Annotated in this window: 24 protein-coding genes; 17 read left to right on the top strand and 7 right to left on the bottom strand. The window is 68.9% G+C overall.

Features of this window, described 5'->3' with window-relative positions; translation table 11 throughout:
- The first annotated feature begins 12 nt into the window (after nucleotides 1–12).
- The 11 genes from rpsE to ACFWZU_RS14190 all read left to right on the top strand — a co-directional run bounded on the left by rpsE (nucleotide 13) and on the right by ACFWZU_RS14190 (nucleotide 7,703).
- A complete protein-coding gene (rpsE, locus tag ACFWZU_RS14240; protein ID WP_209619603.1) occupies nucleotides 13–522 on the top strand; it encodes a 30S ribosomal protein S5 in 510 nt (169 codons plus the stop codon).
- Nucleotides 515–712: a 50S ribosomal protein L30 gene (gene rpmD, locus ACFWZU_RS14235; protein WP_439702193.1), complete on the top strand. Its 198-nt coding sequence runs from the start codon at nucleotides 515–517 to the stop codon at nucleotides 710–712. The genes rpsE and rpmD overlap by 8 nt, the downstream gene beginning before the upstream one ends.
- Complete coding sequence (gene rplO / locus ACFWZU_RS14230) at nucleotides 712–1,149, top strand: 50S ribosomal protein L15 (RefSeq protein ID WP_342451969.1); 438 nt, start codon at nucleotides 712–714, stop codon at nucleotides 1,147–1,149. Before rpmD ends, rplO begins: the two co-directional genes overlap by 1 nt.
- A 4-nt stretch (nucleotides 1,150–1,153) precedes the next feature.
- A complete protein-coding gene (gene secY / locus ACFWZU_RS14225; protein WP_439702192.1) occupies nucleotides 1,154–2,479 on the top strand; it encodes a preprotein translocase subunit SecY in 1,326 nt (441 codons plus the stop codon).
- 132 nt (nucleotides 2,480–2,611) lie between these two features.
- Nucleotides 2,612–2,968 carry a 30S ribosomal protein S13 gene (gene rpsM / locus ACFWZU_RS14220; RefSeq protein ID WP_017461853.1) on the top strand — a complete coding sequence of 119 codons (357 nt, stop codon included), beginning with the start codon at nucleotides 2,612–2,614 and terminating at the stop codon, nucleotides 2,966–2,968.
- Nucleotides 2,969–2,980: 12 nt separating this feature from the next.
- The gene (gene rpsK, locus ACFWZU_RS14215; protein ID WP_007513384.1) at nucleotides 2,981–3,367 is read left to right on the top strand and encodes a 30S ribosomal protein S11; all 387 of its coding nucleotides are present in this window, start codon (nucleotides 2,981–2,983) and stop codon (nucleotides 3,365–3,367) included.
- 10 nt (nucleotides 3,368–3,377) lie between these two features.
- Nucleotides 3,378–4,004 carry a 30S ribosomal protein S4 gene (gene rpsD, locus ACFWZU_RS14210; RefSeq protein WP_439702191.1) on the top strand — a complete coding sequence of 209 codons (627 nt, stop codon included), beginning with the start codon at nucleotides 3,378–3,380 and terminating at the stop codon, nucleotides 4,002–4,004.
- Nucleotides 4,005–4,019: 15 nt separating this feature from the next.
- On the top strand, nucleotides 4,020–5,018 hold the full coding sequence (locus tag ACFWZU_RS14205; protein ID WP_209619618.1) for a DNA-directed RNA polymerase subunit alpha: 999 nt from the start codon (nucleotides 4,020–4,022) through the stop codon (nucleotides 5,016–5,018).
- Between the two features lie 275 nt (nucleotides 5,019–5,293).
- Nucleotides 5,294–5,680: a 50S ribosomal protein L17 gene (gene rplQ / locus ACFWZU_RS14200; RefSeq protein ID WP_439702190.1), complete on the top strand. Its 387-nt coding sequence runs from the start codon at nucleotides 5,294–5,296 to the stop codon at nucleotides 5,678–5,680.
- A gap of 143 nt (nucleotides 5,681–5,823) precedes the next feature.
- Nucleotides 5,824–6,339, top strand: coding sequence for a disulfide bond formation protein B (locus ACFWZU_RS14195; RefSeq protein WP_439702189.1), 516 nt, complete (start codon nucleotides 5,824–5,826; stop codon nucleotides 6,337–6,339).
- Entirely contained in the window at nucleotides 6,336–7,703 is a 1,368-nt protein-coding gene (locus ACFWZU_RS14190; protein ID WP_439702188.1) for a class II 3-deoxy-7-phosphoheptulonate synthase, read from the top strand. The genes ACFWZU_RS14195 and ACFWZU_RS14190 overlap by 4 nt, the downstream gene beginning before the upstream one ends.
- Nucleotides 7,704–7,712: 9 nt before the next feature.
- Here the strand turns inward: ACFWZU_RS14190 and bla are convergent, their stop codons facing one another.
- Nucleotides 7,713–8,606, bottom strand: coding sequence for a subclass B3 metallo-beta-lactamase (bla, locus tag ACFWZU_RS14185; RefSeq protein ID WP_439702187.1), 894 nt, complete (start codon nucleotides 8,604–8,606; stop codon nucleotides 7,713–7,715).
- A gap of 98 nt (nucleotides 8,607–8,704) precedes the next feature.
- Nucleotides 8,705–10,249 (bottom strand): amidase, encoded by a 1,545-nt coding sequence (locus tag ACFWZU_RS14180; RefSeq protein WP_439702206.1) that lies wholly within the window; start codon nucleotides 10,247–10,249, stop codon nucleotides 8,705–8,707.
- A 180-nt stretch (nucleotides 10,250–10,429) separates the two neighbouring features.
- On the opposite strand from ACFWZU_RS14180, the gene ACFWZU_RS14175 reads away from it, so the two are divergent.
- Nucleotides 10,430–11,161 (top strand): c-type cytochrome, encoded by a 732-nt coding sequence (locus ACFWZU_RS14175; protein ID WP_439702186.1) that lies wholly within the window; start codon nucleotides 10,430–10,432, stop codon nucleotides 11,159–11,161.
- On the top strand, nucleotides 11,158–12,441 hold the full coding sequence (locus ACFWZU_RS14170) for a c-type cytochrome (protein ID WP_439702185.1): 1,284 nt from the start codon (nucleotides 11,158–11,160) through the stop codon (nucleotides 12,439–12,441). Before ACFWZU_RS14175 ends, ACFWZU_RS14170 begins: the two co-directional genes overlap by 4 nt.
- A 53-nt stretch (nucleotides 12,442–12,494) precedes the next feature.
- Here the strand turns inward: ACFWZU_RS14170 and ACFWZU_RS14165 are convergent, their stop codons facing one another.
- Together ACFWZU_RS14165 and ACFWZU_RS14160 are read right to left on the bottom strand one after the other, a co-directional pair.
- Nucleotides 12,495–13,004, bottom strand: a complete 510-nt coding sequence (locus ACFWZU_RS14165) for a mismatch-specific DNA-glycosylase (protein WP_439702184.1) — start codon at nucleotides 13,002–13,004, stop codon at nucleotides 12,495–12,497.
- Entirely contained in the window at nucleotides 12,988–13,677 is a 690-nt protein-coding gene (locus ACFWZU_RS14160) for an ATP-binding protein (protein ID WP_439702183.1), read from the bottom strand. Before ACFWZU_RS14160 ends, ACFWZU_RS14165 begins: the two co-directional genes overlap by 17 nt.
- Before the next feature lie 93 nt (nucleotides 13,678–13,770).
- Between ACFWZU_RS14160 and ACFWZU_RS14155 the strand changes: the two genes are divergently transcribed.
- Nucleotides 13,771–14,838, top strand: coding sequence for a mechanosensitive ion channel family protein (locus ACFWZU_RS14155; protein WP_439702182.1), 1,068 nt, complete (start codon nucleotides 13,771–13,773; stop codon nucleotides 14,836–14,838).
- A gap of 193 nt (nucleotides 14,839–15,031) precedes the next feature.
- Here the strand turns inward: ACFWZU_RS14155 and ACFWZU_RS14150 are convergent, their stop codons facing one another.
- Both ACFWZU_RS14150 and ACFWZU_RS14145 read right to left on the bottom strand, forming a co-directional pair.
- Nucleotides 15,032–16,381, bottom strand: coding sequence for a sensor histidine kinase (locus ACFWZU_RS14150; RefSeq protein ID WP_439702181.1), 1,350 nt, complete (start codon nucleotides 16,379–16,381; stop codon nucleotides 15,032–15,034).
- On the bottom strand, nucleotides 16,378–17,043 hold the full coding sequence (locus ACFWZU_RS14145) for a response regulator transcription factor (protein WP_439702180.1): 666 nt from the start codon (nucleotides 17,041–17,043) through the stop codon (nucleotides 16,378–16,380). The genes ACFWZU_RS14150 and ACFWZU_RS14145 overlap by 4 nt, the downstream gene beginning before the upstream one ends.
- A gap of 140 nt (nucleotides 17,044–17,183) precedes the next feature.
- On the opposite strand from ACFWZU_RS14145, the gene rng reads away from it, so the two are divergent.
- Nucleotides 17,184–18,656 carry a ribonuclease G gene (rng, locus tag ACFWZU_RS14140; RefSeq protein ID WP_439702179.1) on the top strand — a complete coding sequence of 491 codons (1,473 nt, stop codon included), beginning with the start codon at nucleotides 17,184–17,186 and terminating at the stop codon, nucleotides 18,654–18,656.
- Nucleotides 18,657–18,695: 39 nt separating this feature from the next.
- Nucleotides 18,696–22,577 (top strand): YhdP family protein, encoded by a 3,882-nt coding sequence (locus ACFWZU_RS14135; protein ID WP_439702178.1) that lies wholly within the window; start codon nucleotides 18,696–18,698, stop codon nucleotides 22,575–22,577.
- 151 nt (nucleotides 22,578–22,728) lie between these two features.
- Here the strand turns inward: ACFWZU_RS14135 and ACFWZU_RS14130 are convergent, their stop codons facing one another.
- Nucleotides 22,729–23,859, bottom strand: a complete 1,131-nt coding sequence (locus ACFWZU_RS14130; RefSeq protein ID WP_439702177.1) for a sterol desaturase family protein — start codon at nucleotides 23,857–23,859, stop codon at nucleotides 22,729–22,731.
- A 174-nt stretch (nucleotides 23,860–24,033) separates the two neighbouring features.
- Between ACFWZU_RS14130 and tldD the strand changes: the two genes are divergently transcribed.
- Complete coding sequence (gene tldD / locus ACFWZU_RS14125; protein WP_439702176.1) at nucleotides 24,034–25,473, top strand: metalloprotease TldD; 1,440 nt, start codon at nucleotides 24,034–24,036, stop codon at nucleotides 25,471–25,473.
- Nucleotides 25,474–25,487 lie beyond the last annotated feature (14 nt).

The following is a 25,487-nucleotide window of genomic DNA, read 5'->3' as shown; positions in this document are numbered from 1 at the left end:
CGGAATAGAGAAATGTCTTCGAACGATCGCGAAAACTCCGACGGCCTGCTCGAGAAGCTGATCGCCGTCAACCGCGTGGCCAAGACCGTCAAGGGTGGCCGCCAGATGAGCTTCACCGCGCTGACCGTGGTCGGCGACGGCGAGGGCAAGGTCGGCTTCGGCTATGGCAAGGCGCGTGAAGTGCCGGTCGCCATCTCCAAGGCCATGGACCGCGCTCGCCGCAACATGGTGAGCATCGACCTGAACAACGGCACCCTGTGGTACGCCATCAAGGCCAACCACGGTGCTGCGCGCGTGTTCATGCAGCCGGCTGCCGAAGGTACCGGCGTGATCGCCGGCGGCGCCATGCGTGCCGTGCTGGAAGTGGTCGGCGTCAAGAACGTGCTGGCCAAGGCGGTCGGTTCGCGCAACCCGATCAACCTGGTGCGCGCCACCATCAAGGGCCTGCAGGCCATCGCCTCGCCCAAGCGCATCGCCGCCAAGCGTGGCAAGACCGTGGAAGAGGTGATGGGTAATGGCTAAGAACAACGAAACCGCCGCCACCGTGCGCGTGCGCCTGGTCAAGGGCCTGCGCGGCGTGCAGGCGCGCCACCGTCTCAGCGTCAAGGCGCTGGGCCTGAACAAGACCAACGACGTCCGTGAGCTGAAGGACAGCCCGCAGGTGCGTGGCCTGATCAACACGGTCTACTACCTGGTCCGGGTCGAGGAGTAATCATCATGCGTCTCAACGACATCAAGCCGGCTGCCGGTGCGCGCAAGACGCGCCTGCGCGTCGGTCGCGGTATCGGCTCGGGCCTGGGCAAGACTGCAGGCCGTGGCCACAAGGGTCAGCACGCCCGCGCCGGCGGCACCCACAAGTTCGGCTTCGAAGGCGGCCAGATGCCGCTGCAGCGTCGCCTGCCCAAGGTCGGCTTCCGCTCCAAGAAGAAGGCCGAAAGCCAGGAAGTGTTCCTGTACCAGCTCGCCAACCTGAAGGTGGACGTGATCGACCCGATCGCACTGCACCAGGCCGGCCTGGTGGACAGCAAGGCGAAGAAGATCAAGGTCGTCGCCAAGGGCGAAATCGGCCGTGCGGTCAAGCTCTCCGGCGTGCTCGCCACGGCCGGTGCCAAGGCGGCCATCGAGGCTGCCGGCGGCAGCGTGGAGTAAGACGGTGGCGCAAGCCCAGGGCAACGCGCTCGGCGCGCTCGGCAAGCTGACGGAACTCCGCCAGCGCATCTTCTTCGTGATTGGTGCGCTGGTCGTCTTCCGGCTCGGCTCGTTCATCCCGGTGCCGGGTGTCAACCCGGAGGCCATGACGCGGCTGATCCAGGGTGGTGGCGGCCTGTTGAACATGTTCAACATGTTCTCTGGCGGCTCGCTGCAGCGCTTCTCGGTGTTCGCGCTCGGCGTGGTGCCATACATCTCGGCCTCGATCGTGGTGCAGATGATGGGTTCGGTCGTGCCGAGCCTGCAGGCGCTGCGCAAGGAGGGCGAGGCCGGTCGTCGCACGATGACCATGTACACGCGCTTCGGTACGGTAGGACTGTCCGCGTTCCAGGCGTTCGGCATCGCCGCGGCGCTGCAGACGCAAACGGCCGCAGGTGGCGCGCCGGTGGTGTACACGCCCGGCTTCGGCTTCATCCTGGCGTCGGTCGTTGGCCTCACCGCCGGTTCGATGTTCCTGATGTGGCTGGGCGAGCAGATCACCGAGCGCGGCATCGGCAACGGTATCTCGCTGCTGATCTTCGCCGGCATCGTGGCGGGCCTGCCTGGCGCGGTGTCCAGCACTCTCGGCATGGCCAGCAATGGCGAGTTGTCGGTGCTGCGACTGATCATGGTGGTGGGCCTGGTGCTTGCGGTCACGGCGTTCGTGGTGTTCATGGAGCGCGCCCAGCGGCGCATCACCGTGAACTACGCCAGGCGCTCCGGTGGCCAGCGGGCGTACATGAACCAGACCTCGCACCTGCCGCTGAAAATCAACATGTCGGGCGTGATCCCGCCGATCTTCGCCTCGAGCCTGCTGATGTTCCCGGCGACTGCGGTGAGCTGGTTCGGTGCCGGGCACCAGTCGCGCTGGCTGCAGAGTCTGACCCAGGCCATCGCCCCGGGGCAGCCGCTGTACGAAATCATCTATGCGGTGCTGGTGATCGTGTTCGCCTTCTTCTACACGGCGATCGTCTTCAACTCGCAGGAAACGGCCGACAACCTCAAGCGGTCGGGTGCGCTGATTCCGGGCATCCGTCCGGGCCGGGCCACCGGTGAGTACATCGACGGCGTGATGACCAGGCTGACGGGCGTGGGTGCGATCTACCTGGTGCTGGTGTGCCTGGTGCCCACGTTCATGCAGAACTACTGGCACGTGCCGTTCTACTTCGGCGGCACCTCGCTGCTGATCATCGTGGTGGTGGTGATGGACTTTACCGCCCAGGTGCAGGCGCATCTGGTCAGCCATCAGTACGAAAGTCTGCTCAAGAAGGCCAACCTCCGCCGCAACTAGTGGCTGCTGGGGCGAACGGGGTTGGTCACGTTGGAAGGCAGGCGGCACGGTGCCGCGGGGCTTTCCTGTTAAGGTAATTCAGGTTAAAATTGCGCGTTTACCGCGCAAGAAACGCATCGGAGAAAGTACATCATGGCGCGCATCGCGGGTGTCAATTTGCCGGTCCAGAAGCATGTCTGGGTTGGCCTGCAGAGCATCTACGGCATCGGCCGCAGCAGGGCCAAGAAGGTCTGTGCAGATGCCGGGGTGGTTCCGACCACGCCGATCAAGTCCCTCAGCGAGGGCGAGGTGGAGAAGCTCCGCCACGAAATCGGCAAGTACGTTGTCGAAGGCGACCTGCGCCGTGAGGTGGGTATCGCGATCAAGCGCCTGATGGACCTGGGTTGCTACCGCGGCCTTCGTCACCGTCGTGGCCTGCCGGTGCGCGGTCAGCGCACGCGTACCAATGCACGCACCCGCAAGGGTCCGCGTCGCGCGATCAAGAAGTAACGGACACCAATTATGGCCAAGCCTGTCAAGACCAAGAAGAAGATCAAGCGCGTTGTCACGGATGCCGTGGCCCACGTGCAGGCCTCCTTCAACAACACCATCGTCACCATCACCGACCGCCAGGGCAATGCGCTGTCGTGGGCGACTGCCGGCGGCGCGGGTTTCCGCGGTTCGCGCAAGTCCACCCCGTTCGCTGCCCAGGTCGCTGCCGAGAAGGCTGGCCGCGCGGCTGGCGACTACGGCGTGAAGACCGTGGAAGTGCGTATCAAGGGCCCCGGCCCGGGCCGCGAGTCGGCCGTGCGTTCGCTGAACGCGCTGGGCTACAAGGTCCTCAACATCATCGACGTCACGCCGATTCCGCACAACGGCTGCCGTCCCCCCAAGAAGCGTCGAGTCTAAGGAGTAACCCATGGCCCGTTATCGTGGAGCTACCTGCAAGCTCGCCCGCCGCGAGGGTGCGGATCTCAGCCTGAAGAGCCCGGCCCGCGCGCTGGACTCCAAGTGCAAGCTGGAGAACAAGCCCGGCCAGCATGGCGCCAACAAGCGCATGCGCATGTCCGACTACGCCGTCCAGTTGCGCGAGAAGCAGAAGGTCAAGCGCATCTACGGTGTGCTCGAGCGCCAGTTCAGCAATTACTACACCAAGGCGTCGACCCTCAAGGGCAACACCGGTGAGAACCTGCTGCGCCTGCTCGAAAGCCGCCTGGACAATGTCGTGTACCGCATGGGCTTCGCGGTGACCCGCGCCCAGGCCCGCCAGCTGGTCGCCCACAAGGCGGTGCTGGTCAACGGCAAGAAGGTCAACATCCCCTCGTACCAGGTCAAGCCGGGCGACGAGGTTGCGCTGACCGAGCGCGCGCGCAACCAGCTGCGCGTGCAGGAAGCGGCGACCGTGTTCGACACCATGGACCTGCGTCCGATCTGGCTCGAAGTGGACTCCAAGAAGTTCACCGGCACCTTCAAGTCGGTGCCCGACCGCGGCGACCTGCCGTCGGACATCAACGAAGCCCTGATCGTCGAGCTGTATTCGAAGTAATTACCGGAGCCCTGCATGGCAGTTTCGTCAACTAGTGTGCTGCGGCCTCGTGGCCTCAGCGTCGAGCAGCTCGGAGCCAACCGCGCCAAGGTGGTGGTGGAGCCGCTCGAGCGTGGCTTCGGTCACACCCTGGGCAACGCGCTGCGCCGCGTGCTGCTCTCGTCGATCCCGGGCAGCGCCATCATCGAAGTCGAGATCGATGGCGTGCTGCACGAGTACACCACCCTCGAGGGTCTGCAGGAGGACGTGATCGAAGTCCTGCTCAACCTCAAGGACGTGGCCATTCGCCAGCATTCCGGCGACGAAGTCACCCTGACCCTGTCCAAGAAGGGCAAGGGCGTGGTGACGGCCGGCGACATCGTCGTCGACCACTCGGTGGAAATCGTCAACCCCGAGCACGTGATCTGTCACCTGACCAAGGACATCGCGCTCAACATGCGCCTGAAGGTGCGTCGCGGCGTCGGCTACCAGCCGGCCAGCGCGCGCCAGCATCCGGACGACGAAGCGCGTCCGATCGGCCGCCTGCAGCTCGATGCCTCCTTTGCGCCGGTGCTGCGCGTGGCGTACGAGGTCGACGCGGCGCGTGTGGAGCAGCGTACCAACCTGGACAAGCTGGTTCTCGATATCGAGACCAACGGCACTATCGGTGCCGAGGACGCGGTCCGCAAGGCCGCCGAGATCCTCAACGATCAGCTGTCGGTGTTCGGCGATTTCTCGCGCCGCGAGAGCTCCGCCGACAAGGCGGAGAAGGGCGGTTTCGATCCGCTGCTGCTGCGCCCGATCGACGACCTCGAGCTGACGGTGCGTTCGGCCAACTGCCTGAAGGCCGAGAGCATCTACTACATCGGCGACTTGGTACAGAAGACCGAAGTCGAACTGCTCAAGACCCCGAACCTCGGCAAGAAGTCGCTCACCGAGATCAAGGATGTCCTTGGCTCGCGCGGCCTGGCCCTGGGCATGAAGCTGGAGAACTGGCCGCCGCCGGGTCTCTCGCACGGCATGCAGCTGGGTTGATGTTTACGGCGGCGATCGCGAGGTCGCCGCCGGAGTTTCAGGCTGACGGTTCCCCACCGTTCCGCCAGTCGTGTTCTTGGAGCGGTCGTTTTGACTGCCCGTCGGAGGGCCGGTTTGGCCCATGCGGTCCTCGTGATCGCCATAGCAATAGACGGCCACCCATGGCCGCACTCCTCACGAGAGCCTGTTCTTAAAGGGCTCGGAACAGCGGGCAACCGCGGAAAGCCGGACACAATCGCCGGTTTTTCATAACAACAGACCGAAGAGAGTTCACCATGCGCCACCAGAAATCGGGCCGCAAGCTCAACCGCACCAGCTCGCACCGCGAAGCGATGTTCAAGAACATGGCCGCCTCGCTGATCAAGCATGAGCTGATCCGTACCACCCTGCCCAAGGCCAAGGAACTGCGCCGCGTCGCCGAGCCGCTGATCACCCTGGCCAAGGCCGACGGCGTTGCCAATCGCCGCCTCGCCTTCTCGCGCCTGCGCGACAAGGAAGCGGTCGGCAAGCTCTTTGTCGAGCTGGGCCCGCGCTACCGCGAGCGTCCCGGCGGCTACCTGCGCATCCTCAAGTGCGGCTTCCGCCCGGGCGACAACGCCCCGATGGCGTACGTCGAGCTGGTGGACCGTCCGCAGACAGCCGTCGCCGCCGACGTCGAGTAAGCGTCGCGCGTACGGGCGTCCAGACGTCCAAACGATCAACCCCGGCCGGGCCATCCGCCGGGGTTTTTCTTTTTCCGGAAGGCCTTGCTGACAGGGGCCCGGCAAGCGGGTAATGTCGGCTTTCCGCAACGCAGCACGCCGCCATGAATCCTCTGCATTGGTCGTACCGCATCAGCTTCCTCGTGGGCTTTCTCGTTTGCGTGGCGTTGCTGGGTTTCGCGCTGTACACCGAATACGCCTGGGGCCTGATTCCCTGTCCGCTGTGCATATTCCAGCGCATCGGCTTCCTGGTGATGGCGGCCTTCTTCCTCGTTGGCGCGCTGCATGCGCCGCAGCGCGGGTTGCGCTGGGTCTACACCGGCGGCGTGCTGCTGGGCGCCCTGTGGGGCATGGCCGTCGCCGGGCGGCACCTGTGGATCCAGTCGCTGCCCGCGGATCAGGTGCCCTCGTGCGGGCCGCCGCTCGATTACATGTTCGACGCCTTCCCGTTTGCGCAGGTGTTGCGCATGGTGTTCACCGGCTCGGGCGAGTGTGCCAAGGTCGAGCCGGTGCTGGGCCTGCCGATGCCCGCCTGGACCCTGCTGTGGTTCGTGCTGTTGGCGACCCTTTCGCTTGTCGCTACTTTGCGCCGCCCCACACCCGACCGGACAACGCCGTGAACGATCGATCCAACCACCTCGACTTGCCCGCCGATTGGCAGCCGGCGTCCTGGCAGCGGCGCGTGGCCCTGCAGCAACCACACTACGAAGACGCGGCGGAATTGGCGCGCGCCACTACGCAGCTGGCCGCGCTGCCGCCGCTGGTGACCTCCTGGGAGGTGCTGGCGCTCAAGCAGGCGCTGGCCGAAGCGCAGGAGGGCGAGCGCTTCCTGCTGCAGGGTGGTGATTGCGCCGAAAGCTTCGCCGACTGCACCAGCCCGGTGATCTCCAACCGGTTGAAGGTGCTGCTGCAGATGAGCCTGGTGCTCGTGCACGGCCTGAAGAGGCCGGTGCTGCGGGTAGGCCGATTCGCCGGGCAATATGCCAAACCGCGCTCGGCTGACACGGAGACCCGCGACGGCGTCACGCTGCCGAGCTTCCGTGGCGACGTGGTCAACGGCCCGGCCTTCACGGCCGAGGCACGCCGCGCGGATCCGCAGCGCCTGATCCAGGCGCACGCCCACTCGGCGCTGACCATGAATTTCGTGCGCGCGCTGATCGACGGCGGCTTCGCCGACCTGCACCACCCGGAATACTGGGACCTGGCCTGGGTGGAACATTCGCCGCTGGCGGCCGAGTACCGCCGGATGGTCGCTGCCATCGGGGACTCGCTGCGCTTTATGGAAACCCTGGCGGGACCGATCGCCAGCTTCTCGCGTGTCGACTTCTTCACCTCGCACGAGGCCCTGCTGCTGCACTACGAAGAGGCGCTGACCCGCCAGGTGCCCCGCAACCCCGGCTGGTTCAACCTTTCCACGCACTTCCCCTGGATCGGCATGCGCACGGCCGCGCTCGAGGGAGCGCACGTGGAGTACTTCCGCGGCATCCGCAATCCGGTCGCGGTCAAGGTGGGTCCCTCGGTGACGCCTGACCAGTTGCTGCCGCTGGTCGATGCGCTCAACCCGCAGGACGAGCCAGGTCGGCTCACCTTGATCCACCGCATGGGTAACGCCGCCATCGCCCGCGCGCTGCCGCCACTGCTGGAAGCGGTCAGGCGCGAGGGCCGGCGCGTGCTGTGGGTGGCCGACCCGATGCACGGCAATACCGAGAGTACGTCCAACGGCTACAAGACCCGCCGTTTCGACAACATCCGCGGCGAGCTGGACCAGGCGTTCGACATCCACGCGGCGGCCGGCACGCGGCTGGGCGGCGTGCACCTGGAACTGACCGGCGAAGACGTCACCGAGTGCATGGGCGGCGCACGTGACCTGTCCGAGACCGACCTCAAGCGCGCCTACAAGTCGATGGTCGATCCGCGACTCAACTACGAGCAGTCGCTGGAACTGGCCATGCTGATCGTGCGCAAGTCGGGCGGCATGGCCTAGGTCACCCGCTCAGCGGGGCGGCGCGCTTTCCTCGCGGATGCGCGCCTGCATGGACCGCTCGCCGAGCCCGGCGTATGCCTTGCATGCCCGGGCATCGCGCAGCGCGTCTGGCTCGCCCGCGTCGCGTTTGGCAAGGCGCTCCAGCAGGCCGCCCGCTTCGGGATGCGGCGTCATCAGGATGTCGCACGGCAGGGCGGAGAGCATCGCCAGGGCGCGTCGGAAATCGCCCAGGCGTTCAGGATGCGCCGGGTCGGTGTAGCGATAGTCGCCCGCGGCAAGCAGCGTAAGGCTGTCAGCGTAGACCATGGACAGGCAACGCGTGCCTTCGCAGGAGGTCCAGGTCCAGCTGGTGCTGCCGGGTGTATGGCCGGGTGTGGCATGTGCCTGGATCGCCAGGGGACCGACGCGCACGACGGCATCGTCGCCGATCACGCGCACATGCTCCACCTTCGGAAACAGCGGCGCGTCGCCATGCTGCGGATCGTCGACATCCTCACCGCCGTTGCGCAGCGCGCCAGCCTGGGACGCGCGGGCGGCCACCTTGGCACCGCTGTCGCGCACCAGCCTGGCGATGGCACCGGCATGGTCGCCGTGCGCATGGCTTGCGAGGATCATCCGGATGTCGCGCACGCGGAAACCGAGCGCGCGGATGTTCGCCTCGACCATCGCCGCGTTTTCCGCCAGCGTGCCGTCGATCAGCACGTGGCCCCGCGGCGAGGTGACAAGGATGGCGCTCAGACCATGGGTGCCCACGTACCAGGTATTGCCGTAGATCCGTTCCGGCGCCTGGGGCTGGCGCCAGGTGGCGCGCAACGCCGCACCTGGCGAGTGATTGTCGGCAGCGCCGGCGCCGGTCGCCAGCAGCAGGCAGAAGGGCAGGGCCAGGTGTCGGGCAAGGCGCATGCGTTGCTCCTCTCGTTGGGGAGCAACGCACGTTAATGTCCGCGGCGGGCGCCGATCTGGCCGTTTGCGGGCGCATCGGCGACGCCCGCGGACACGGGTCAATGCGCGCCCTGCGGCTTGCCGCCGACCGTGTCCAGGAAGCGCGGCGGCTGCCAGGCCTGGGCATGCTGCTCGAAGCCGTAGGCGATCGAGATCAGCGTGGGCTCGCTCCACTTCGCGCCGAACAGCACGATGCCCACCGGCAGGTCATGCGCGAAGCCGGCTGGCACGGTGATGGACGGATAGCCGGCCACTGCCGCCGGTTGCGATGCGCCGCCAACCGTCGGATCGCCGCTCACGATGTGGTCGCCGAGCACCAGGTCGGTGACGAAGGCCGGCCCCCACGACGGCGCCAGCAAGGCGTCCAGGTGGTCCTTGGCCAGTGCCGCGTCGATGCCCTCGGGGCCGGCCAGCCGCTTGGCCTTGGCCAGCGCGTCGGTGTAGTTCTTGTCGGTCAGTGGACCTTTGCCCTGCGCCTCCTCGAACAACTCCTGGCCGAACCAGGGCATTTCCTGTTCCGCGTGCGCCTTGTCGAAGGCGATCAGGTCGGTGAGCGTCCTCACCTTGAGGTTCGGCCGGGTGGCCAGGTAGGCGTTGATGTCGTGCTTGAATTCGTACACCAGCACGGTCATCTCCGGTCCGCCGAGGTCGGCCAGGTGCGGCACCGTCACCGGGTCGACGATGATCGCGCCTTGCGCCTTCATCAGCGCGATGGCCTGCGCCAGCACGCGATCGGCGTTGGGTTCGGCGCCCGCGAGCTGGCGCACCACGCCGATGCGCTTGCCCTTGAGGCCATTGGGGTCGAGGAAACGGGTGTAGTCGGTGGCGTGCTTGTCCGCTTCGGCGGTCGCCGGATCGCGCGGATCGCTGCCGGCGATCACGCTGAGCAACGCCGCAGCGTCGGCCACGCTGCGCGCCATCGGCCCGGCGGTGTCCTGGCTGTGTGCGATCGGCACGATCCCGCTGCGGCTGACCAGGCCCAGCGTGGGCTTGATGCCGACGATGCCGTTGCTGGCGGCGGGGCAGATGATCGACCCGTCCGTCTCGGTGCCGATCGCCACGGTCACCAGGCCGGCGGCCACCGCCGCGCCGGAACCGGCACTCGAACCACAGGGGTTGCGGTCGAGCACATAGGGGTTCCTGGTCTGCCCGCCACGTCCGCTCCAGCCGCTGCTGGCGTGGTTGGAGCGGAAGTTGGCCCACTCGCTCAGGTTGGTCTTGCCCAGCACCAGCGCGCCGGCCTTGCGCAACCGTTCGACCAGCCCCGCGTCGCGCGGTGCCGGCGCGTCGGCCAGCGCCAGCGAACCGGCGGTGGTGAGCATGCGGTCGCCGGTGTCGATGTTGTCCTTGAGCAGCACTGGCACACCGTAGAGCGGGCCGTGCTTGGCCTTGGCGCGACCGGCGTCGAGCGCGGCGGCGAGCTTGAGCGCGTCGGGATTGGTCTCGATCACCGAGCGCAAGGTCGGTCCGGCCTGGTCGATCTGCGCGATACGGTCGAGGAACTGCCGCGCCAGCGTGCGGCTGTCCAGCGTGCCGGCGTCCATCTGCTGCTGCAGCTGGTCGATCGAGGCCCAGGCAAGCGGCTTGACCGGTTGCGCCGCCATCGCCGGACCGGCGAGCAGCAGGGAGATGAGCAGGGCAAGTCGGGCGGGCGAGGGTTTCACGGCGGCCTCCGGTGGGTCGGTGTGCAATGGTGCATGACGGTGCGGCATGGTGTCGCGCCGGCGCAGCATATCCCTCCTGCGCGCCTGCCGCGCCTCCTGCCGCTACCTATAATCCCACGCATGAGCCTGCTTTCTTCCGTGTGCCTCGCGCCGGCACTGCTGGTCGTCGCGCTGACCGCCACCGCCGTCCGGGCCGCCGACGCGCCCAACGTGCCCGATACCCTCAAGCAGCGCATTGCCGCCTGCACCGCCTGTCACGGGGAGCACGGCGAAGGCACGCCCGAGACCGGTTTCTTCCCGCGCCTCGCCGGCAAGCCGGCGGGCTATCTCGCGCGCCAGATCCGCAATTTCCAGGACGGCCTGCGCAAGTACGCACCGATGGAATACACGGTGCGCGGCCTGACGCCCGGCTACATGCGCGAGATCGCCGGCTATTTCGCCGCGCAGCAGGTGCCTTACCAGCGCTCGCCGCTGCCGCGTGTCACGGACGAGGTCCTCAAGCGCGGTGAAGTGCTGGCTACCCAGGGCGACCCCGCGCGCAAGGTTCCCGCCTGCGCGGCCTGCCACGGCCAGCAGCTGATCGGCGTGGAACCGGACATTCCCGGCCTGGTCGGCTTGCCGTACGACTACATCAGCGCGCAGCTGGGCGCATGGCGCACGCACACGCGGGCGATGGTCGCGCCCGACTGCATGGCGACCATCGCCAGCCGCCTGAGCGACGCGGATATCACCGCCGTCTCGGCCTGGCTGGCTGCCCATGACGTGCCGGCCGACGTGCACGCCCAGCCGGCCGGCTCGGTGACGCCGCCGTTGGCCTGCGGTGTGCTCCAGGGTAAGGAGAGCTCGCGATGAAGTGGCTCCTTCGCGGCTTTTTTGCCCTGGTGGTGGTGGCCATCGCCGTGGTGGCCTGGTGGCTGGTCGCCCGGCACCATCCGGCCTTGCCGCCCGCGCAGACCACCGCGGCCCGGTTGCAGGATCCGGCGCTGATCGCCCGCGGCGCCTACCTCGCCACGGTCGGCGACTGCGCGGCCTGCCACACCGCACAGGGCGGCAAGCCCTACGCGGGCGGGCGGGCGCTGCCTACGCCGTTCGGCGAGGTGCCTGCGCCGAACCTCACGCCGGACGACGCCACGGGCCTCGGGCAATGGTCGTTCGATGCGTTCTGGCGCGCGTTGCACGAAGGCGTCGGACGCGATGGCCATGCGCTCTACCCGGCCTTCCCGTACACCTCCTACACGAAGGTCAGCCGCGAGGATGCGTTCGCACTGTTCGCCTACCTCAAGACCCTGCCGCCGGTGCGCAACCAGACGGGCGCGCCGTCGCTGCGCTTCCCCTACGACCTGCGGGCCAGCCTGGCCACATGGCGCACGCTCTATTTCCGCCCCGGCGAATTCGTGCCCGACCCGAAGCAACCGGCCGAGTGGAATCGCGGCGCCTACCTGGTCCAGGGCCTGGGCCACTGCAACGAATGTCACGTCGCGCGCGACAACCTTGGTGGCCTGCCCAGCAACGAAACGCTCACCGGGGGCCAGATTCCCGCGCAGAACTGGTACGCCCCCGACCTCAGCACGCACGCTCACGGCGGTCTGGAAGGCTGGAGCACGGACGACATCGTGACGCTGCTTCGCACCGGCCAGTCACGCAAGGGCGCCGCGTTCGGGCCGATGGCCGACGTCGTCATGCAGAGCACGCAGCACATGCGCCAGGACGACCTGCGCGCCATCGCCGTCTACCTGCAGTCGCTGCCGCCGCGCCCCGCGCCGGCGCAGGGCGGCAGCCGGGTGGACGCAACCGCGCTGCTCGACCGCGGCGCCGATCTGTACGACCGGCAGTGCAGCAGTTGCCACGGCAAGGACGGCCAGGGCGTCGCGGGCGTGTACCCGCCGCTGGCCGGCAACTCGTCGGTGATCGAGCCGACCGGCATCAACGCCATTCGTATCGTCCTGCTCGGCGGCTTCGCCCCCACCACCGCCGCCCACCCGCGCCCGTACTCGATGCCGCCGTTCGCGCAGCAGCTGAGCGACGGCGACGTCGCCGCGGTGGTGACCTACATTCGCCACGCCTGGTCGAACAACGCCGCGCCCGTGATGGAGCGCGACGTCGCCGCCTACCGGCACACGCCTGTCGAATAGCACCCGACAGGCACAGTGTTCGCGATGCATCGCGCCGCGCGAGGGGCGGGCGGCTAGTCGAGCCGGGCCTGCCTCGCCAGCACGCGCCAGGGCTCGATGTCCCAGTGGCGGCGGGCCTGGCCCGAGGGCGAGGGCAGGGCGAAGACACCGGTGGTGCCGATGCGCTCGGGCTGCGGTCCGTAGGCCTCGATCGGCCGGCCGAGCGCCGCCCGTGCGGCCGCCTTGCTGGTGAAAGCGAGCAGGCGCGGCTGGAAGCGTTCGATCTTGGCCATCATCGCCGGGACGTCGAAAGCATCGCGCGGCAGGTCGGCGTCGTTGCCGCTGTGTCGCTTGGCGAGGTCGGTCAGGCCGATGCCCAGTTCCAGCAGGTCCGGATATTCGGCCGGCGTGAAGCGGCGCGGCGTGATGCCCGCCTCGTGCAGCGCGCGCCAGAACAGGTTGCCCGGATGCGCGTAGTAGGCGCCGTCGCGCGCCGAGCGTTCCCCTGCGGCCGTCCCGCAGAACACCAGCGCCAGGCCCGGGCGCAGCAGGTCGGGCAGGATGTGCTCAGCCGGTCGGTTCATCGAGCAGGAAGTCGGTGAACTGGAAGCGCTCGTCGCGCAGCACCGACTCGCCGCGGCGCAGGCGCAGTTCGCGGGCGAACAACGGGCCGCCGCAGCTCAGCGTGTGGAACTCGCCGCGCTCTCCGCACGGGTCGACGCCGACCGGCAGGCTGTCGAGCAGCGCACCGTCGTAGGGGCGGCCGCAGTAGTCCGCCGCCAGCTGTTGCGTGTCCACGCAACACAGCAGCGCGCGATGTCCCTCGCCCACGAAGCGGCGCGACAGGGCCTGGGTGTCCTCGCCCCAGACGGGAAACACGGCGCGCCATTGCGCGCGGCCGAGCTGGCGCACGCGGTAGTCGCGCACGTCCTGCAGGAACAGGTCACCGAAGGCGCAGTGGCGGATGCCCGGCCAGCGCATCCGTGCCTCGGCCAGCGCACGCTCGTGCGCCCCTTCGTAGGCCTCGTTGCTGCCGGGCCAGTCCATCTCGACTTCAAGCAGCGGCAGGCCCAGCGCATCGGCCTGCGCGAGCAGGATGTCGCGCCGCACGCCATGCATGGCGATCCTTCCATAGGTGCGGTTGACGGTCGTCAGCAGCGCGACCACCTGCCACTGCGGATCGGCGCGCAGCCGCTGCAGGGCCATCAGGCAGTCCTTGCCGCCGCTCCAGGCGAGGAGGATGGGTGTGCCGCTCATAGGCCTACTTTACGGCAAGGCGGATGGCCGTCTGAACATTCCGACCATGACCCGCCCACGCGACGTGGACGCGCGAACCGGCAGGGTGGGCCGATGACGGAAAACCTGCTGGAGATCTGGAACGGCCAGCCCTGGATCCGCCTGGGCGTCACGGTGATCGTGGCGCTGCTGGTTGCGATCGTCGTCCACCGGCTGGTGCGCTCGCTGCTGTGGCGTGTCAGCGATGGGCACCCGATGGTGCGCGAGATGCTCAGGCAGGCGCGCTCGCCCATGGGCTGGCTGGTGCCGCTGCTGGTGCTGGTGGTGGCGCTGCATACGCGTTCCGAGGCGGACGAACTGCACATCGCCGCGTCGGCCGAGCAGATCCTGGTGATTGCCCTGATCGCCGTCGCCACCTGGCTGGGCGTGCGTTGCATCAACGCGGTCGAGTTCTTCTTTTCCCAACGCTTCCCGGTCCACACCGAGGACAACCTGCGCGCGCGGCGGGTGCTCACCCAGGCGCGCGTGCTGGGCCGCACGGCGAGCGTGCTGCTGATCCTGATCGGCCTGGCCGCGTGCCTGATGATGATCCCCGGCGTGCGCCAGATCGGCGCCAGCCTGCTCGCTTCGGCCGGCCTGGCCGGCCTGGCGGTGGGCCTGGCGGCCAAGCCGGTGCTGAGCAACCTGATCGCCGGCCTGCAGATCGCCATCACCCAACCGATCCGGCTGGACGACGTGGTGATCATCGAAGGCGAGTGGGGCCGCATCGAGGAAATAACCGGCACCTATGTGGTGGTGCGCATCTGGGACGAGCGGCGTCTGGTGGTGCCGCTGAACTGGTTCATGGAGAACCCGTTCCAGAACTGGACGCGCACCAGCTCGCAGCTGATCGGCACCGTCTACCTGTGGCTGGACTACCGCGTGCCGCTGGAACCGCTGCGCGAGGAGGTCAAGCGCCTGTGCAGGGAAGCGCCGCAGTGGGACGGACGCGTCTGCGTACTGCAGGTGACCGACGCCACCGAGCGCACGTTGCAGATCCGCGTCCTCGCCAGCTCGGCGGACTCCGGCAGCAACTTCGACCTGCGCTGCCACGTGCGCGAAGGGATGATCGCGTTCGTGCAACAGCACTATCCGGACAGCCTGCCGCGGGTTCGTGCCGAGGTGCGCGATCCGGCCGGCTGATGCCGATTGCGCTCAAGGGCGCCCGCCTGTCGACACCTTCCCCGCGTTCGCGGAGGAAGGCTCGAAAGTGTGCGGCGCCCCGTGTTCAAGCCCCCCGTACGCTGAGGGGACCCGGAAATGCAGCGTCGCGCCTCTGATCCTTCCCCCGTTGACGGGGGGAAGGTGCCCGAAGGGCGGATGGGGAAACCGTGCCTCAGCCCCACCCCAGCACGGCCGACAGCCGCCCATCCGCCAGTTCGAAGCGAACGTCCATGCCGAGCGCCTCGGCCGCTGCGTGGGCCAGCGCCAACCCGAGGCCCGCATGGCCGGCATGCGGCGGTTGCTTGCGCCAGAAGCGCTGGCCGAAACGCGCAAGGTCCGCGGGCTCCAACCCGGGCGCGGCGTTGCTGATGCGCAGGCTGTCCGTAGCCAGCCCGACCCTTACGGTGTCGCCGTCCGGCGCGTAGGCACAGGCGTTGCCGAGCAGGTTGCCCAGCACGACCTCAAGCAACGCGGGGTCGGTATGCAGGTGCGCCGGCGGCCTGCCGTCGACCACCAGCGCCAGGCCGCGCGAGGCGGCGTGCGCGCGGTGGCGGGGCAACTGGCGCTCGAGCCACGGGGCCAGTTCCAGCGGCTGGCGCTGCGGTTGTTCCAGGCCCGACTGCAGGCGGGTGAGCAGCAGCAACGCAGAAACGGTCGCTTCCAGCTCGGCGCCGATCTGGCCGATCTCGTCGAGGATCTGGCCGAGTTCCCGGCCGCTCGGGTAACGCGCCTCCACTTCCGCCAGCGCGCGCAGTTCGGCCAGCCGCGTGCGGGTCTCGTGCGCCAGGCCGCTGGCGAACTGGCGTTCGCGCGCGAGGCCCTCGTCCATCCTGGCCAGCACGTCGTTGAAGCGGGCGACCAGCGGGTCGAGCTCGCGCGTACCGCTGGCGGGCAGGCGCTGGCCGGGCGCGTGCGGACCGATGTCGCGCATGCGCTCGACCAGCGCGCGCACCGGTTTCAGGCCGCGCCGCACGATCAGCGGCACCGCCACCAGCGCGACCAGCAGCGCCAGTGCCGGGCCCAGCACGAGAATCCAGTCCAGCGTGGTCAGCAGGCGGTCGAACGCGCGACGGTCCTGCATGAACAGCAGCGCGCAGCGGCGCGTGGGCGGACGGGTGGCGGAGGGCTCCTCGAAGGCGAACATCACCGCGCCCAGCCGTCCGGCCCCGTTGCGCAGGTTGAGGAAGCGCGGTGTGGCTCCCGCCGCGGCCGGCCAGCCGGCGGGCGCGACCGGTGGCGGCGGTGTGCTGCGCTGGGGCGCCAGGCCCTGGCAGCGCAGCTCGTACCAGGCGTGTCCGCTTTCGCCGAGCAGTCCCGCGGCCGCTTGTGGCTCGCCGGCCGCCTGCTCGATCTCCACCACCGTGGTCAGGGCCTGGGCCTGGGTCAGCAGGTTTTCCCGGTACCGGCTTTCCATCGCCTGGTCGATGCGCCAGTCCATCAGCAGTCCGCCGCCGCCGAGCAGGGCCAGGCTGGTGCCCACCAGCAGCAGGGTGATGCGCGCGGCGAGCGAGGGCGGTTTCACGGGATCAGGTAGCCGGCGCCGCGGCGGGTCTCGATCAGGCCGGCCAGGCCGGCCGCGTCGAGCTTGCGGCGCAGGCCGAAGACCAGTACCTCGACGCTGCGGTCGGAAACGTCGGTGTCGCTGCCGGCGGTGCGCTCGAGGATTTCCTGGCGCGTGAAGGCGCGGCCGCGGTGGCGCAACAGCAGCCCCAGCACGGCGAACTCGCGCGGCGTAAGCGGCAGCGGCTGGCCATCCACGCTGGCTTGCTGGGCCAGCGGGTCCCACGCCAGCGTGCCCAGGGTCAGCACCACCGGCTGTGCCTGCAGCGGGCGGCGCGCCAGGGCGTGCAGGCGGGCGACCAGCTCGTCGAAGGCGAAGGGCTTGACCAGGTAGTCGTCGGCGCCGGCGTTGAGCGACTCGATGCGGTCGCCCACCTGGTCGCGGGCGGACAGCACCAGCACGCGCGGGCGACGGCCGCCCGGAGGCAGGCCGCGCAGCACGCCCAGGCCGTCCAGCCGTGGCAGCATCAGGTCCAGCACCACCAGGTCGTAGTCGTAGCTGGCCAGGAAACCCTTGGCCTCGATGCCGTCCGCCGCCGCGTCGACGGTGAAGCCGGCGCCCCGCAGGCCGTGCTGCAGGGTGGTGCGCAGGCGTTCGGAGTCTTCCACCAGCAGGAGTTTCATGGTGGCGGAGTCTACCCAGTGGGTGGCCGCCGTGCCCGTCGCGGCGGTGGCGCCGCCAAGTTGCCCGGTTCCCCGTGCGCTGGCGCATCGACAGTTTCATCGCCCACCCGCTATAAAGAGTCAGATCAACGGGGGTGGATGTGAGTGAAGAGATCCTGATCAACGTGACGCCCCGTGAGACCCGCGTCGGCGTGGTCGAGAACGGCATGCTGCAGGAGGTGCACGTCGAGCGTGCCTCCAGGCGCGGCTACGTGGGCAACGTCTACAAGGGACGCGTGCAGCGGGTGATGCCCGGCATGCAGGCCGTGTTCGTGGAGATCGGGCTGGAGCGTGCGGCGTTCCTGCACGCCTCGGACATCGTGCGCCCGCCGCTGCCCGAGGGTGCGGAGGTGCACGGCAACGGCCACACGCCCTCGATCAGCGAGCTGGTCCATGAGGGGCAGGACATCGTGGTGCAGGTGGTGAAGGACCCGATCGGGACCAAGGGCGCACGGCTGTCCACCCACCTTTCGATCCCCTCGCGTTACCTGGTGCTGCTGCCGCACGCGCGCACGCTGGGCATCTCCGCCCGCATCGAGGACGAGGCCGAGCGCGGACGCCTGAAGGACGTGCTCGGCGGCCTGATCGGCGAGAACCCGCTCGGCTACATCGTGCGCACCAACGCCGAAGGCCAGTCGGCCGAGTCGCTCGCCTTCGATGTGACCTACCTGAGCAAGGTCTGGCGCGTGGTGCAGGAGAACATCGCCAAAGCGAAGGTCGGCGAGCGCGTCTACGAGGAGCTCTCGCTGCCGCTGCGCAGCCTGCGCGACATGCTCACCGACGACATCGAGAAGGTGCGCGTCGATTCGCGCGAGACGCACGAGAAGGTCGTCAAGTTCGTGCACAAGTTCATGCCGAGCCTTGACGATCGCATCGAGCACTACACCGGCGAGCGGCCGATCTTCGACCTCTACGGCGTGGAGGACGAGATCCAGCGCGCGATGAAGAAGGAGGTGCCGCTCAAATCCGGCGGTTACCTGATCGTCGACCAGACCGAGGCGATGACGACGATCGACGTCAACACCGGCGGCTACCTGGGCACGCGCAACCTGGAAGAAACGGTCTACCGCACCAATCTGGAGGCCGCGCAGGCGGCGGCGCGTCAACTGCGGCTGCGCAACCTGGGCGGCATCATCATCATCGACTTCATCGACATGAACGATGACGAGCACAAGCGCCAGGTGATCCGCATGCTCGAGAAGGGCCTGGCGCGCGACCACGCCAAGACCACGGTCTACCCGATGTCCGCGCTCGGGCTGGTGGAAATGACCCGCAAGCGCACCACCGAAAGCCTGGAGCGGCAGTTGTGCGAGCCGTGCCCGGCCTGCGGCGGGCGCGGCACGATCAAGACCGCCGAGACGGTCACCTATGAGATCTTCCGCGAGATCACCCGCGCGGTGCGCCAGTTCAACGCCGAAAAGCTGCTCGTGATGGCCAGTCCCAAGGTCGTCTCGCGCATCCTCGAAGAGGAGTCGGCGGCGGTGGCCGAACTGGAGGAGTTCATCTCCAAGAGCATACGCTTCCAGCCGGAAGAGCATTACTCGCAGGAACAGTTCGATGTGGTCTTGCTGTAAGCGAAGGATTGCCCGCAGCGCCGGCCGGGACGGAACGAGGTGAACGCGCGCTGGCGACAGCGCCTGCACCTGGCACTGCGCGCCCTCGGCTGGGGCGCCGGCATCGTGGTGGTCACGCTGGCCGTGCTGGTGGCGCTGGCGCAATTGCTGCTGCCGCTGCTGGCGCGCCATCCGCAGTGGGTGGCCGCGCAGCTTTCCGAACGCCTGCACCGGCCGGTGAGTTTCGCCTCGATGGAGGGCCACTGGCGTGGCTCCGGCCCGCTGTTCGTGATGCGCGACGTCACCGTGGGCCCCGGGCCAGGGGGCGGCAGTCCGCTGCACCTGCCCGAGTCGGAGCTGAAGATCGATTTCGGCGCCTGGCTGCTGCCCTCGCGGCACATGCTCGACCTGCGCGCGCGGGGACTGGAACTGGACCTGAGCCACGACGCGCAGGGCCGCTGGCACGTCAACGGTATCGGCGGGCCCGATGGCGGTGCGCGGCAGGATTTCTCGATGGGGCCGGTTTCGCTGGGCGTCTGGCTTCGCGACCTGCGATTGATCGTCACCGACGAGACCAGCGGGCATCGCTACGCCGTGCGCGCCGACCAGTTACGGCTGAGCCGGCAAGGCAGCCGCGTGCGCTTCGGCGTGCTGTTGCAGCGTGAGGGCGCCCGCGGCCAATGGCACGGCGCCGGCAGCTTCCGCGAAGACGGCAGCGAAGGCCGGCTATGGCTGGCCGGCGACCGGATCGACCTGCGCACGCTGCTCGGAGACGTGGCGATGGACGGCTATGTAGCCAAACGCGGCACCGGCAGTCTTGCCGCCTGGCTGGACTGGAAGGACCGCAAGGTCGTGCGCGCCACCTTGCGCTTCGAACTTGCCGATCTTGCCGTCGCCGGCCCCGCGGGAACCGCCAGCGTGCCGGCGCTGCGGGGCCTTGCCGGCATCAGCCGGAGCGCCGACGGTTACCAGCTGCGCTATGCCGACGCCCAGGGCGGAGCGCTGGCGCTGGCGCTGCACGAACCGGACGGCGCCGTGCGCGTGGGCGTGGCGGCACGCGATCTGGACCTTGCGCCGCTGCTGCCGTGGCTGGCGCTCAAGCCCGGCCTGGCCCCGTCGCTGGGCGCCTGGCTCGGTAGCGGGCATCCGCACGTCCTGCTCGAACGGATCGCCCTGCAATGGTCGCGTGCCCAGGGCGTGCAGGGCCTGCAGGCGTCGTTCTCGAAAGCCGGCATCGATGCCGCCGGCAAGCTGCCCGGCATCAGCCGGCTCGCCGGCACCCTACGCGGCGATGCGCAGGGCTTCTCGCTGGAACTGCCGCCGCAGGCCACCGTGGTCGACCTCACCCCAGGCTTCCGCACGCCGTTCCTCATGCCACGGCTGGCTGGCACCATCGCCGCCTGGCATGCCGACGGGGCCTGGCGCATCGGCGTGGACCCGCTGGCGTTCCAGGGCCAGGGGTTTGCCGGCAGCGCGCGCGGCACCATCGCTTTGCCGGACGACGGCGGGCGTCCTTTCCTGGACTTCTTCGCGCACGTCGACCAGGCGCAGGTGACCGCCGCCAAGCAGTTCTGGCCGCTCGGCTCCATGTCGCCGCACGCCATCGAGTGGCTCGACCGCGCGCTGGTCGCCGGTACGGTGGACGAGGGCGACCTGGTGGTACGCGGCAGCCTGGCCGACTGGCCGTTCCACCACAACGAAGGCCGCTTCGAGGCTCACGCGCGGATCAGCGGGTTGACCTTCGACTACGGCGAGGGCTGGCCGCAGGCCACCGGCTTGTCGGTCGAGGCGAGCTTCGTCGACAACGGCATGCTGGCCCAGGCCCAGGGTGGCGAGTCGCTGGGAGTGAAGGTCGATCGCGCGGTCGCCCTGATCCCCGACTTCTCCGATACGACGGTCGATCTCAACGTTCAGGGCAACGGCAGCGGCGCCAGCCTGATCAAGTTCCTGCGGCAGAGCCCGATCGCACGCGACCAGGCCGACACGCTGGCCAAGCTGCGCCTCGGCGGCAGCGCCGCGTTCGGCTTCCACTTGTCGTTGCCGCTGAAGGACACCCGGGCGATGCGACTGGATGGCGATGCGCAACTGACGGGCATGGACGTGGATGCGCCCGAGTGGAAGCTGGAGCTGGACAAGCTCGCCGGACCGGTCAGCTTCGATGCCCACGGCGTGCATGCCGGTCCGCTGGCTGGCAGCTTCCGCGGCCAGCCCTCGTCGCTGGACCTTGCGATCGCCGATGCGACCGGCCGGCCCGACACCGAGCTCTCGGCGCGCCTGCAGGGGCGCTATGCGATCGCCGAGCTGGTGCAGGGCTTCCCGCAACTCCAATGGCTGGGCAAGGCAGCCGAAGGGCGCAGCACCTACACGCTCGGCTTCGACATCACCCGCGGCGGCGGCGGTTCGGTGCAGACACTGAGCGCCGACAGCACGCTCGCCGGCACCGCGCTGACATTGCCGGTGCCGTTGTCCAAGCCGGCCGACGCCGTGCTGCCATTGCACCTGACCCTGGGCGTGCCGGTGGAGAACGGCCGGCTCGACGTGGCGCTGGGCGACGTGATGCGCGCGCGTTTTCGCCTGCCGGCGGGCGACACGCAGCCGCTGGCCGCGGCGATCGCCTTCGGGACCGCGATGCCCGACAGCCTGCCCGACAAGGGCCTGCGCATCCGCGGCCATGCCACCGCGCTCGATGTGTCCGGCTGGGTGCAGCACGCGGTCGCCGGCAGCGGCAGCGACGGTCCCGGGCTGGAGAGCATCGATGCGCAGGCCGACCGTGCGCTCGTGTTCGAGCACGACTTCCCCGACATGCACATCAAGGCCATGCCCGGCACCGACGGCCTGGCCATCGACGTGGACAGTCCCGCGCTCGCCGGCCATGTCGACGTGCCGGGCGCCGACCTGCGCAAGCGCGGCATCACCGCGCGCCTGCAGCGGCTGTACTGGCCGCAGGCGGCGCCCCCGCCCACCGGCAAGCCTGTGGCGGTGCCCGCCAAAGGCGTCGAAACCCCCGCGCCCGCCGCGACCGCACAGGCGGCGACCGGGCCTGCCGCGGACCCGGCCGCCACGGGCATCGATCCGTCCTCGCTGCCGCCCTTCCACCTGTGGATCGGCGACCTGCGCCTGGGCACCGCCCGACTCGGCGAGGCGCGGCTGGAAACCTGGCCGACCGCGCAGGGCATGCATATCGACCAGCTGCGCGCACTGTCCCGGAGCGTGCAATTGAACGCCGGCGGCGACTGGAACGGCACCGCCCAGGCCAGCCACACGCACATGCGCATCGACTTCGCCGCGCAGAACCTGGGCAGCATGCTCACCGCCTTCGGCTACGAGGGCCTGTTCAGCGGCGGCAAGACCCATGCGGTGCTCGATGCCAGCTGGCCCGGCGCACCCACCTCATTTGCGCTGGCGAACATGGATGGCACGCTCGCCGTGGACGTCAGCCATGGCCGCATCCCGGAGGTGGCGCCGGGCGTGGGCCGCCTGTTCGGCCTGGTCTCGGTGGCGGAGCTGCCGCGACGGCTCACGCTCGACTTCGGTGATGTGTTCGGCAAGGGGCTCGCGTTCGATTCGATCAAGGGCGACTTCCGCTTCGCCGACGGCAACGCCTCGACCGACAACCTGAAGATTCGCGGCCCGGCCGCCGATATCGACATCCACGGCCGCACCGGCCTCCGCGCGCGCGACTACGATCAGCAGGTCTACGTGGTGCCGCACGTGGGCAACAGCCTGCCGGTGGTCGGTGCGGTCGTCGCCGGGCCGGTCGGCGCGGCGGCCGGCTTTGCCGTGCAGGGGCTGCTCGGCAAGGGACTGAACAAGGCCGCCAGCGCGCGCTACCACGTCACCGGCAGCTGGGACAAACCGGTGTTCACGCTGGTCGAGAAGCACGAGGCGCAGCCTGCGCCAGCCGCTTCGGCGCCGGCACCGGCGGCAAGCGCGGGGCGCTGAAACCGGCGTCGTCGCAAGACTGCCCCATCCGCCTGCCGGCACCTTCCCCCGCGTTCGCAGGGGAGGGCTCGATCCCTCGCCTTTGAGCCTTCCCCCGTTGACGGGGGAATGTGCCCGAAGGGCGGATGGAGGTTGCCTTGCGGGGACCGGCCTACTTCCGCCGAAACGGAAACAGCTGCTGCCGCAGGAACCCGTCGGGCATGTAGTCGCCCACCACGCCATACTTCTCCGGAAATACCCGGGGCGATTTCACCGCGGTGCCGAACAGGTGGTCGAGGAACGCGTAGTGCGCCGCATAGTTGCGGTCGATCGCCTCCTCGTCCGAGGCGTGGTGCCAGTGGTGGAAGTCGGGCGTCACCAGCAGGTACTTCAGCGGCCCCCACGGCAGGTGCACATTGGCGTGGTTGAACACCGCCTGGAATCCGACGATGAGGATGTAGCCGTTCATCACGGTCTCGGAGAAGCCGAGGATGTACAGCGGCGCCAGCACACACACCCGGGTGGCCACCAGCTCCAGCATGTGCTGGCGGGAGCCGGCCAGCCAGTCCATCGTCCTGACGCTGTGGTGCACGGCATGGAAGCGCCACAGGAACGGCACCTCGTGGTATGCGCGGTGCGTCCAGTACTGCGCCAAGTCCGCCACCAGCACGCACAGGAGCAGTTGCGGCACGAACGGGATGTGCTGCACGGCCTGCTGGAAGCCGCTGCTGACCAGCCAGCCGAACAGGTGGTGCAGCAGGAAGTTCACGCTCAGCAGCGCCAGGCCGACAATGAAGTGGTTGACCGCGAAGTGTTTGAGGTCCGTCTGCCATTCAGCGCGGAACAGCGTCTGTCCCTTGTACAGCGGGAACAGCTTCTCGATCACCACGAACACCAGCGTCGAGCCGAGCAGGTCCAGGATGAACCAGTCCAGCCCGATGTAAGGCGTGTGGTCGGGAAAGTTGCCCACCGGCACGCGCGAGCCGCCCAGCGCAGTAGCGGCAAGCACGAGCGCAAAGGCCACGAGGTTGAGGTTGCGCTGGCGTCCCAGCACCAGATTCCCCAGAGACATGCCGCCGGCGGCCAGCAGCGCCACCAGCAACACCTGGCGCATGACGTCGACCGAGTACTTGTGCCGCAGGTCCGGGGTGGTCAGGTACTGCGGGAAATGGAAGGCCAGCACCGCCAGCAGGGCGAGGAAGCCCAACGACAGGGCAGTCACGCTGCTGAGCTTGCCCGCGCCCGGGCGCAGGGCGCCGTGGCGTTGCAGCAGGTCGCGGGTTTCCTCGAGGGGCGCCTTCACGGCGTTGTCCAGCAGCCCCCGGGTAAGCCCTTGCCTGGTTCCCCTGCGCATGGTTCGCCTCTCCCTGGATATTGCCCCGCATGGTAGCGGCAGCCGGACACGGCGTGCTTTAAAGGATCGCTTGCGACCCCATGTGGGATAGTTACCCCTTTCGCTTCAAGGTTGCCGGCTCCCATGGATTCGCTCATCGCCCACGTCGAAAACAAGTTGCTGGCCCCCGGCGGCCTGGCCACCACCGACCTCGAGCGCGTGTTCGCGCAGCTGATGGGGCCGGGCATCGACGCGGCGGACCTCTACTTCCAGCATTCGCGCAGCGAGTCGTGGCTGCTGGAGGAGGGCATCGTCAAGGACGGCAGCCATTCGATCGAGCAGGGCGTCGGCGTGCGCGCCATCAGCGGCGAGAAGACCGGGTTTGCCTACTCCGACGAAATCGTGCTGCCGCAATTGCTGGACGCATCCAAAGCCGCGCGCGCAATCGCCCAGGGCGGGCAGGGTGCCGGCAAGCCGCTGGCGCTCAACGGCGCGCGGCAGCTCTACCCGGCGCTCGATCCGGTCGAGAGCCTGCCCAACGCGGACAAGATCGCGCTGTTGCGCGAGGTGGACGCCTACGCGCGTTCGCGCGACCCGCGCGTGCGGCAGGTGATCGTGAGCCTGGCCGCGACCATGGACACCGTGCTGGTGGCTGGCGCCGATGGCACCCTGGCGGCGGACGTGCGCCCGCTGGTGCGCCTGAACGTGCAGGTGATCGCCGAGTCCGGCGGCCGGCGCGAGCAGGGCAGCGCCGGCGGCGGCGGTCGCTACGGCTACCGCGAACTGATCGAGAACGGCCGCGCCCTGGCGTTCGCCGACGAGGCGGTCCGCCAGGCGCTGGTCAACCTCGATTCGGTGGATGCGCCAGCCGGCCAGATGACGGTGGTGCTGGGCCCCGGCTGGCCCGGCGTGCTGCTGCACGAGGCGATCGGCCACGGCCTGGAAGGCGACTTCAACCGCAAGGGCAGCTCCGCCTTCGCCGGCCGCCTCGGCCAGCGCGTGGCAGCCCCGGGCGTTACCGTGGTCGACGACGGCACGCTGCCCAACCGCCGTGGCTCGCTGAGCGTGGACGACGAGGGCACGCCGACCGAATGCACCACGCTGATCGAGGACGGCATCCTGGTCGGCTACATGCAGGACAAGTTGAACGCGCGCCTGATGGGCATGAAGCCCACCGGCAACGGCCGCCGCGAGTCGTTCGCGCAGCTGCCGATGCCGCGCATGACCAACACCTACATGCGCGCCGGCTCGCACGATCCGGCCGAGATCATCGGCTCGGTCAAGCGCGGGCTCTACGCCGTCAACTTCGGCGGCGGCCAGGTTGACATCACCAGCGGCAAGTTCGTGTTTTCCGCCAGTGAGGCGTACCTGATCGAGGACGGCAAGCTCACCGCCCCGGTCAAGGGCGCCACCCTGATCGGCGCCGGCCCGGAGGTGCTCACGCGCGTGTCCATGATCGGCAACGACCTGAAGCTCGACGAAGGCATCGGCGTGTGCGGCAAGGATGGCCAGAGCGTGCCGGTGGGCGTGGGCCAGCCGACGCTGAAGATCGACGGCATGACCGTGGGCGGCACGGCCGCCTAACAACCGTTTTGCGC

Source organism: Frateuria sp. GZRR33 (assembly GCF_051900425.1).
In the GTDB taxonomy this organism is placed as follows: Bacteria; Pseudomonadota; Gammaproteobacteria; order Xanthomonadales; family Rhodanobacteraceae; genus Frateuria_A.
The sequence above is the reverse complement of the archived record's forward strand: the minus strand, read 5'-3'. Positions and strand labels throughout refer to the sequence as shown.